6 protein-coding genes are annotated in these 8,508 nt (G+C 60.2%); 2 read left to right on the top strand and 4 right to left on the bottom strand.

What is annotated here, in order from left to right:
- Nucleotides 1-211 precede the first annotated feature (211 nt).
- Nucleotides 212-3,013 carry an isoleucine--tRNA ligase gene (gene ileS, locus AAA069_RS09810; RefSeq protein WP_349128259.1) on the bottom strand — a complete coding sequence of 934 codons (2,802 nt, stop codon included), beginning with the start codon at nt 3,011-3,013 and terminating at the stop codon, nt 212-214.
- A gap of 486 nt (nt 3,014-3,499) precedes the next feature.
- On the opposite strand from ileS, the gene AAA069_RS09805 reads away from it, so the two are divergent.
- Nucleotides 3,500-4,582, top strand: a complete 1,083-nt coding sequence (locus tag AAA069_RS09805; protein WP_215693515.1) for an iron-containing alcohol dehydrogenase family protein — start codon at nt 3,500-3,502, stop codon at nt 4,580-4,582.
- A gap of 48 nt (nt 4,583-4,630) precedes the next feature.
- Here AAA069_RS09805 and AAA069_RS09800 read toward each other — a convergent pair whose 3' ends face one another.
- Both AAA069_RS09800 and ftsH read right to left on the bottom strand, forming a co-directional pair.
- Nucleotides 4,631-5,086 (bottom strand): DUF523 domain-containing protein, encoded by a 456-nt coding sequence (locus AAA069_RS09800; protein WP_138112401.1) that lies wholly within the window; start codon nt 5,084-5,086, stop codon nt 4,631-4,633.
- An 81-nt stretch (nt 5,087-5,167) separates the two neighbouring features.
- Nucleotides 5,168-7,060, bottom strand: a complete 1,893-nt coding sequence (gene ftsH / locus AAA069_RS09795; RefSeq protein WP_171021520.1) for an ATP-dependent zinc metalloprotease FtsH — start codon at nt 7,058-7,060, stop codon at nt 5,168-5,170.
- A 122-nt stretch (nt 7,061-7,182) separates the two neighbouring features.
- Between ftsH and AAA069_RS09790 the strand changes: the two genes are divergently transcribed.
- A complete protein-coding gene (locus AAA069_RS09790) occupies nt 7,183-7,638 on the top strand; it encodes a cob(I)yrinic acid a,c-diamide adenosyltransferase (RefSeq protein ID WP_138112399.1) in 456 nt (151 codons plus the stop codon).
- A gap of 129 nt (nt 7,639-7,767) precedes the next feature.
- Here AAA069_RS09790 and AAA069_RS09785 read toward each other — a convergent pair whose 3' ends face one another.
- On the bottom strand, nt 7,768-8,397 hold the full coding sequence (locus tag AAA069_RS09785) for an MATE family efflux transporter (protein ID WP_349128257.1): 630 nt from the start codon (nt 8,395-8,397) through the stop codon (nt 7,768-7,770).
- Between the last annotated feature and the right edge of the window lie 111 nt (nt 8,398-8,508).

Raw genomic sequence — 8,508 nt, 5'->3', positions numbered from 1 at the left:
GCCCCGCCGACCGATTGCAAGCGGTCGGCGGGGCCATTGTGGCTCTTGACAGCGGATTGGGTCATATGAGCGAAAACGTCCCTAAGCGAGCAAGGTGACGTGAAAGAGGAGGGAAGCGTACTTTGGTACGCGACCGACGATTGAACGTCAGATTGCCGCTTAGGGGCGTTTGCAGCGTCGGTAGGTTACGGCGTTCTACGAACGCCGTAACTTACAGCGCGTCAGCGCAGCGCTTGCAGATATGCGCGTGGCCGTTGTACTCGCCGACGGTGGTGCGGTAGTTCCAGCAACGGTCGCAGCACTCGCCATCGGCAGCCTCGATAGCAACGGAAAGCTCCTCGCCCTGAGTCAGCTCAACATCGGAGACGATGTAGAACTCGGCCAGGTCGACGGCCTTGTCGCCGGTCAGCAGCGCATACATCTCGGCGGGAACGACCGCCTTGACGCGGACCTGCTGGCTCTTAGTGAAGGTGCCGGCGGAGCGGGCATCCTCGAGGGCCTTGGTCACGGCGCTACGAAGCTCGAGCGAAGCCTCGAGCACGCCCTCGAACTCATTGGCCTCGTCGATTGTGATGGGCGACTTGTACCAATCGAGCAGCGCGGCGTACTTCTGGTGATCGACGCAGCCGGCGGGCGCATAGGCCATGGCCTCGTCGACCGTGTAGGACAGGATCGGCTGCAGGTCGCGCATGAGCATCGAGAAGAGCTCGGCAAGCACGGTCTGGGCGCTGCGGCGCTCGAGCGAGCCGGGCTTGTCGCAGTACAGGCGGTCCTTCAGGGCGTCGAGATACACGTTGGAAAGCTCGGTAACCACGAAGTCATAAAGCGCACGGTAAGCGCGCGGGAACTCGTAGCAAGAGTAAGCGTCGTCGACCTCGGCCTGAACCTGGGTCAGACGGGCAACCATGAGCTTGTCGAGCGGCAGCAGGTCGGCAAAGGCGACACCGTCGGTCTCAGGCTCAAACTGGCCCTCGAGCTCGGAAAGCAGGAAGCGCAGCGTGTTGCGGAAACGACGGTAGGCATCGGACGTACGGGCAAGAATCTCGTGGTCGATGGACACGTCGGAGCTGGTGTCAACGGAAGCAACCCACAGGCGGATGATGTCGGCGCCCATCTCGTCACAGACCTTATTGGGGTCGATGACGTTGCCGAGCGACTTGGACATCTTGCGGCCCTGGCCGTCGAGCGTGAAGCCCTGCGAGACGACCGCCTTGTAGGGAGCATGGCCGTTGGCGCCCACCGAAGTGAGCAGCGAGCTCTGGAACCAACCGCGATGCTGGTCGGAGCCCTCGAGATACACGTCAGCCGGGTACTCAAGCTCGGGGCGATACTCGCAGACGGCCTTCCAGGACACGCCGGAATCCCACCACACGTCGAGGATGTCCTTATCGGCCTTGAGGTGATGGCCGCCACACTTGGGGCAGACGCAGGCCTCACCCAGGTAGCTCTCGGGAGCGTCGGTGAACCAGGCGTCGGAGCCCTTCTCGTGGAAGAGCTTGATGACGGCGTCGAGCGTGGCGTCGTTCATGACCTTCTCGCCGCAGTCGGCGCAGGTGTAGCTGGGGATAGGCACGCCCCAGTTGCGCTGACGGCTGATGCACCAGTCGGGACGCTGCTCGACCATGGCGCCAATGCGGTTGGCGGCGTGAGCCGGATACCACTTGACGTTCTCGCGAACCTCCTTGCCAGCCTGCTCACGCAAACCGGTCTTGTCCATAGAGACAAACCACTGGTCGGTAGCACGGAAGAGCACCGGGTGCTTGCAGCGCCAGCAGTGCGGATAGCTGTGCGTGATCTTCTTCTCGAGGACCAGGGTGCCGCGCTCGCGCAGGAACTCGATGATGTGCGGGTTGGCCTCATCGGTATCCATACCGCTGAAGGGGCCACCGGTGCCAAACTCCTCGCCGGTGTAGAACTTGCCGTCGTCATCGACCGGCATGCAGATGTCGGTAATGCCCTCCTTGAGGCAGGCAAAGTAGTCGTCGACGCCGTGGCCGGGCGAGTTGTGGACGATACCGGTACCGTCATCGACACCGACGTAATCGGCCAGCAGCGCCACGCCCTCAACACCATCAAAGATCGGCTGCTTGTAGTGGATGTGGTGGAAGGTCTCGGCGGGAACCACATAGGGCTTACCGTCGACCATAACCGGGGCGTACTCCCAACCAAACTCCTCGCAGCACTTGGGAGCCAGGTCCTCGAGCATGACCTCGGCACGACCCTCGTGCTCAACGGCGACATAGGCGGCGCCGGGCTTGAGAGAAACTGCCTGGTCGGAGGGGATGGTCCACGGCGTGGTCGTCCAGATGATAAAGTCGACCGGGCCGTCGAAGTTCTCGAGGCCTGCGGGCTTGGAGGTCATCTCAAAGCGCACGAAGATGGACGGGCTCGTCTCGTCGGAGTACTCAATCTCGGCCTCAGCGAGTGCGGTGTGGCAGTGCTTGCACCAATGGACGGGCTTGTGACCGCGATAGATCATACCCTTATCGAACATGGCCTTGAAGACCTCGATGTCGGCAGCGTCATGCTGGTGATAGAGCGTCAGGTAGGGGTTATCCCAGTCGCCGAGCACGCCCAGGCGACGGAAGCCGGCCTTCTGCAGCTCGATGTTCTCGACGGCGAACTTGTTGCAAAGCTCGCGGATCTTAGCCGTGGAGGTCTGGTTGAACTTCTCGGTGCCGAGCTTCTCCTCGACCTTATGCTCGATCGGCTGGCCATGGCAGTCCCAACCGGGGACATAGGGAACCTCATAGCCCTGCATCATCCAGTAACGGTTGATCATGTCCTTGGAGATCTTGTTCATGGCGTGGCCGATGTGAATCGGGCCGTTGGCGTACGGAGGGCCGTCGTGCAGCACGAACTTCTTGTGACCCTCGTTCTTCTTCAGAACCTGCTCGTAGACCTTGTTGTCCTGCCAGTCCTTGAGTCGCTTGGGCTCGGACTTGGAAAGACCGGCACGCATGGGAAAACCGGTCTTGGGCAGATTCATCGTCTGCTTGTACTCGTTTGCCACGGTACCCCTTTCATGTCGTGGGCGCGCACGCCCGTTGGGCACCAAAAAAGCGCCCGTCCCTACAAGCTGGGACGAAGCGCCACAAAACGGGCTATACGCCCGTAAAAGCTCTTCGTTTAACCACCCAGCTTAGATGCCCTCGCCCGCGTATTCGCGCGCTCGCATCCGTTACTCGGCTGGCCTGTATCGACGACCATCTCGGCGATATCTACTAAGACGTGCCTGCGCGGCACGTCCGTTGGGACCGCAGCTCCGGGGTGATTTTCATCGGTCGCATGCACGGGTTCTCAGCGCTCCCCGCTCTCTGTGGCATGCGGACGGCCGACTACTCGTCCCCATCAACGCTTATGCGGAGTATGCTAGCACGTTCCGCGCCGGCGAAAAACCCTCAACACTGGTTTCATACGTAAGAAATTTCTCGTGGTCGTTAGCCTTCTCTAGGAGCAAAATACCTGAAAGCACTTTAACTAACGAAAGAAGGCTGCCATGCGCACAATCGGAATGAGCGACTACACCGTCGGCGAGGATTGCTTTACCGAGCTGCCCGCCGCACTGGCGGAGTACGGCGCGAAGAAAGTCGCCATCATTGGTGGCAAGCGAGCCCTAGCTGCGGCGCTGCCGGGCATCGAGGCGGCGCTTGAAGGTACCGACGTCGAGATTCTGGAGACGCGCGTCTACGGCACCAACAGTACGCGCGCCAATATCGCCAAGGTCGTGAACTCCCCCGCTTGCCAGCAGGCAGACGTGCTTATCGCCTGTGGCGGCGGCAAGGCACTCGACACCGTCAAGACAGCGGCAATCGAGCTCAAGAAGATTGTCTTTACGGTGCCGACGATTTGCTCTAACTGTTCCGCCGCGACCGCCATTGCCGTCGTCTACAACGACGATGGATCGCTCGAGGGCTATTCGTACCCCAACCGACCGGCGCACATCTTCATCAATCCCAAGATCATCGCCGAGGCTCCGGCGGAGTACTTCTGGGCCGGCGTGGGCGACGCCCTGTCCAAGCAGCCCGAAGTCGAGTACGCCACGAGCGCCGGCGACCTGGAGCACACCGCCGGCCTTGGCCTGGCTCTTGCCCACACCTGTTCCGAGCCGCTGTTTACCTACGGTGTTCAGGGTCTTGAGGACGTTCGTCAGAATCTGTCGAGCGAGGCCGTCAAGCAGATCGCGCTCGACATCGTGGTCAACACGGGCTATGTCTCGAACCTGACCAACCAGAACGATTACTACTACAACTCGAGCGTGGCGCACGCGTTCTACAACGCCGCCTGCAGCATTCCGCGTGAGGGCACCTACCTGCACGGCGAAGTCGTAAGCCTGGGCGTGCTGGTGTTGTTCGCCTACACGGGCGACACCGAGAACCTTAAGCGCTATGCTGACTTCAACAAGCAGATGGGGCTGCCCGTAACGCTTGAGCAGGTCGGGCTTTCCGAGACCGATATCCCTGCCCTGTGCGAGCACGCGCACGCCACCAACGAGTGGAAGCAAGGCAACCCGGAGCCCTTCACCGACGAAAAATTCGCCGCCGCCATCAAGGCCGCCAACGCCTACGGCCACACGCTCTAGACCCAGGCCAAAACCACCACAAGGGAGCAGCACCTTTGTGGTGGTTTTTTATTGCTCCAGCATGCTGGGGTCGAACTCGCTAGCCGGGATCACGCGATAACCGTGGCGGAGCAGTAAATCAACGAAGACGCCGTTGCCCGCCGTAAGGGTGCCGCTGAATGTTCCGTCGTAGATGCGACCCGCGCCGCACGAGGGACTACGGTCCTGCAGGATGCACGCGGCGATCTCTTCCGGCCCGCCCGCCTGCTCGCACATATCGAGCGCTCGTTGGGCACCCAGGCGAAATTCGCGATCGACCGATATGCCCTCGCAGGTACGAACCTCTCCGTTCACAATCTCGGACGGCTTGCGCGGCGTGGGCAGGCCCCCAAAGACCTCAGGGCACACCAAGAGGACCTCGGTCCCTGTACGCTCGCAGGCCTCGACCAACTCGCGATGGTAGTTGTCGAGCCCGTTATACTTGCAGCTCTCGCCCATCAAGCAGGCGCTCACCACGATCTTCATTTCCATCCCTCTCAAGCAAAACGCCCCATTTGAGAAAGCTGCTCAAATGGGGCGTCGGCGTTTACTGGCTCGGCCGCGGCTTTACTGCTGCTTGGGCATCAGCGGATTCTCGCGCGTGAGGAGGTTCATGAACTCCTCGCCCGTGATGGTCTCCTTCTTATACAGATAACGAGCCAGCTCGTGGAGCTTAAACTTGTTCTCCTTCAGAATCTGCAAAGCGCGGTCGTGCGCATCCTCGATCAGCTTGGCGACAATCGCGTCCACGCGCTCGGCCGTACCGGGGGCGCAGGTGAGCGACGTGTCCTGATTGAGATACGCGTTCTGCACGGTACCGAGCGCCATCATGCCAAACTCGTCGGACATACCAAAGCGCGTCACCATATTACGGGCGAGCTTGGTGGCCTGCTCGATGTCGTTGGCGGCGCCGGTCGTCATCTCTCCAAAGATGAGCTCCTCGGCTGCGCGGCCACCGCAATAGACAGCGAGCTTGTCCAAGACCTCCTGGCGCGTCGTCAGGAAGCGCTCGTCCTCCTCGACCTGCATGGTATAACCAAGAGCACCGCTCGTGCGCGGCACGATGGTGATCTTCGTGACCGGCGCAGAGCCCTTCTGGCGAGCGGCAACGATGGCATGGCCGATCTCGTGATAAGAAACGACCTGCTTCTCGTGGTCGGACAGCACCGTGGACTTACGCTGTTGGCCGGCAATGACGACCTCCACCGACTCCTCGAAGTCGTCCTGGGTTGCACGCTTGCGACCCTCGCGAACGGCGCGCAGGGCGCCCTCGTTGATGATATTGGCCAGGTCGGCGCCCGAGGCACCGGGCGTGGCGCGGGCAATCGCGGTCAGGTCGATCGGCGGCTCGGTCTTCACGCTCTTGGCATGCAGCTCGAGGATGTTCTTGCGGCCGGTCAGATCGGGCAGCTCGACGGGGATGCGGCGGTCAAAACGACCGGGGCGCAGTAGAGCGGGATCGAGACTGTCGGGGCGGTTGGTTGCGGCAAGGACAACGATACCCTTATGGTTATCGAAGCCATCCATCTCGGTCAGCAACTGATTGAGCGTCTGCTCGCGCTCGTCGTTGCCGCTAAAGCCGCCGCCATCGCGCTTCTTACCGATGGTATCGATCTCATCGATAAAGACGATACACGGTGCCTTTTCCTTGGCCTGCTTAAACAGGTCACGAACCTTAGCAGCGCCGCGACCGACAAACATCTCAACGAACTCAGAGCCCGAAATGCTAAAGAACGGAACACCGGCCTCGCCGGCAACAGCCTTGGCAAGCAGGGTCTTACCGGTACCCGGAGGGCCAACAAGGAGAGCACCACGCGGCAGCTTGGCGCCGATCTCCTCGTAGCGCTGCGGCTTCTCCAGAAAGTCGACGACCTCCTTGAGAGACTCCTTGGCCTCTTCCTGACCGGCGACGTCCTTAAAGGTCACGCCCACGTCCTTGGAGGCGATCACGCGCGCGCCGGACTTACCCAGTCCGCCGCCGCCAAAACCGCCGCCGCCAAAGTTCATCGACGGGCCGTCATCGCCCATAGCCTTCTTCATGCGGCGGTTGAGCCACCAACCGATGAGGAAGAAAATCGCCATGGGAAGAATGAGTGTGAGCAGGTAGTAGGTCATCAAACCCGAGTTTTTATCGGGAACGACCGACTCCAGCGAAGCGCCAGACTCAAGCACGCGATCGGTAAAGCCCGCGTCATTCGGCACACCGGTCGTCTTGTAGGCGATGTTCTCGTCCTCGCCCTTCTTGGTGTAATAAATCGAGTAATCGTCCGTGTTGTACTCGACCTTGTCGACGCTCTTCTTATCGAGCGCTTTGACAAACGTCGAGTAATCGGTCTTCGTAATCTGCTGCGTGTGACCGATGTTGGGGAACAGAACGGTCGAGAGCACGAGGTAGACGACGAAGGCGATGAGCACGTAGAGAATCATATTCCGTCTACGTTTGTTGTCATCCATCTCCATCTGCTTGAACTCCATCTACTGGGGTTGATAATGCTTTCTAGAATACCCAACCCGGACGGCGATAAACCGACGCCGGGCACGAAAGGACAGAGATGGCATCACTGTAAGTCGGCAAGGTTCAAATCTATACAGGCGACGGCAAGGGCAAGACGACGGCTGCGCTGGGGCTCGCGCTGCGCGCGACGGGCTACGGGCTCGACGTTCTTAGGCTGCAGTTTGCCAAGAAACTGCACTGCGCCGAACACGATGCCGCGCCGCGCCTGGGGCTGCGCATCGTACAAGCTGACCGCGACACGCCCGAGGCTTGCGCCGCACAGATCATGGAGCTCGCATGCGAGCAGATATCACAGGTCGACGTTCTGATTTTGGACGAACTCGGCGAGGCCATGCGCCGCGGCTTCGTGACACGCGAGGATGTCGAAGCGCTGATCGCGATAAAGCCCGCCACCACGGAACTCGTGCTCACCGGCCGCGGGCTGCTGCCGTTGGCCGACCTCGCGGACTTAGTCACCGAAATACGTCCCATCAAACACTACTTCGACGAAGGCCTCCTAGCCCGCCAAGGCATCGAATACTAATTGATTCGTTTTCCGCCAACACCTACAGCTCATAAGGAAGTTGCGGTGGAATAGTACTTGTTTGACGGTCCGCAAGGGCTTTTCAGGAACTATTTCACCGCAACTTATCAGGGGTATCTGACGGATGAGCTAGGCGGTGGCGCGACCTAGCCAGTTGCCGCTGTGGTGGTAGATGGTGAACATGGTTGCGGTGATGAGCCAGGTTACGGGGTAAACCAGCAGTAGATGCTCGAGCGACGGATCGAAGGGCATGATCGCAAACACCCAGATCACCCTCAAGACAACGGTGCCAAAGATGGTGAGCATCATAGGCTGCAAACTCACGCCGGCGCCGCGGATGGAACCCGAGGCGTTCTCGATAATCGAGAAAATCGTATAGAACGGCGCAATGAAATGGAGGATAGTCGTGGTGTACGCCGAAATCGAAGCATCGTCGACAAACAAACGCGACAGCGGGCCCGAGAACACCAGCAGCACGGCAGACAGGCCACCAATGAGCATAAACGACAGCACGAGCGACGTATGGTAGCCCTTGCGCATGCGCTCGTAGTTGCGCGCGCCAAAGTTCTGCGCCGAGAACGTAGTGATCGATACGCCGAGCGCCTCGGTCACCATCCAGATAATGCCATCCAGGCGCCCAGATAGACCCCAAGCAGTCGTGACATCGGCGCCAAACGAATTAACCGACACCTGGATCAGCACGTTCGAGATCGAATAGGCAGCCGATTGAAAACCGAGTGGCAGACCACACGAGATCATACTCTTGCAAATACCGCGATCGATACCGAGCTTAGACAGACACTATGACCCAATCCGAGGGCACTAAAAAGATAGGAGCCCCCGCTCGTGGCCGCGGGTCGGGGCTGCGAC

It is taken from the genome of Collinsella sp. CLA-SR-H006 (assembly GCF_040097075.1).
Classification (GTDB): Bacteria; Actinomycetota; Coriobacteriia; order Coriobacteriales; family Coriobacteriaceae; genus Collinsella.
This window is presented reverse-complemented; position numbering and strand designations above follow the sequence as displayed.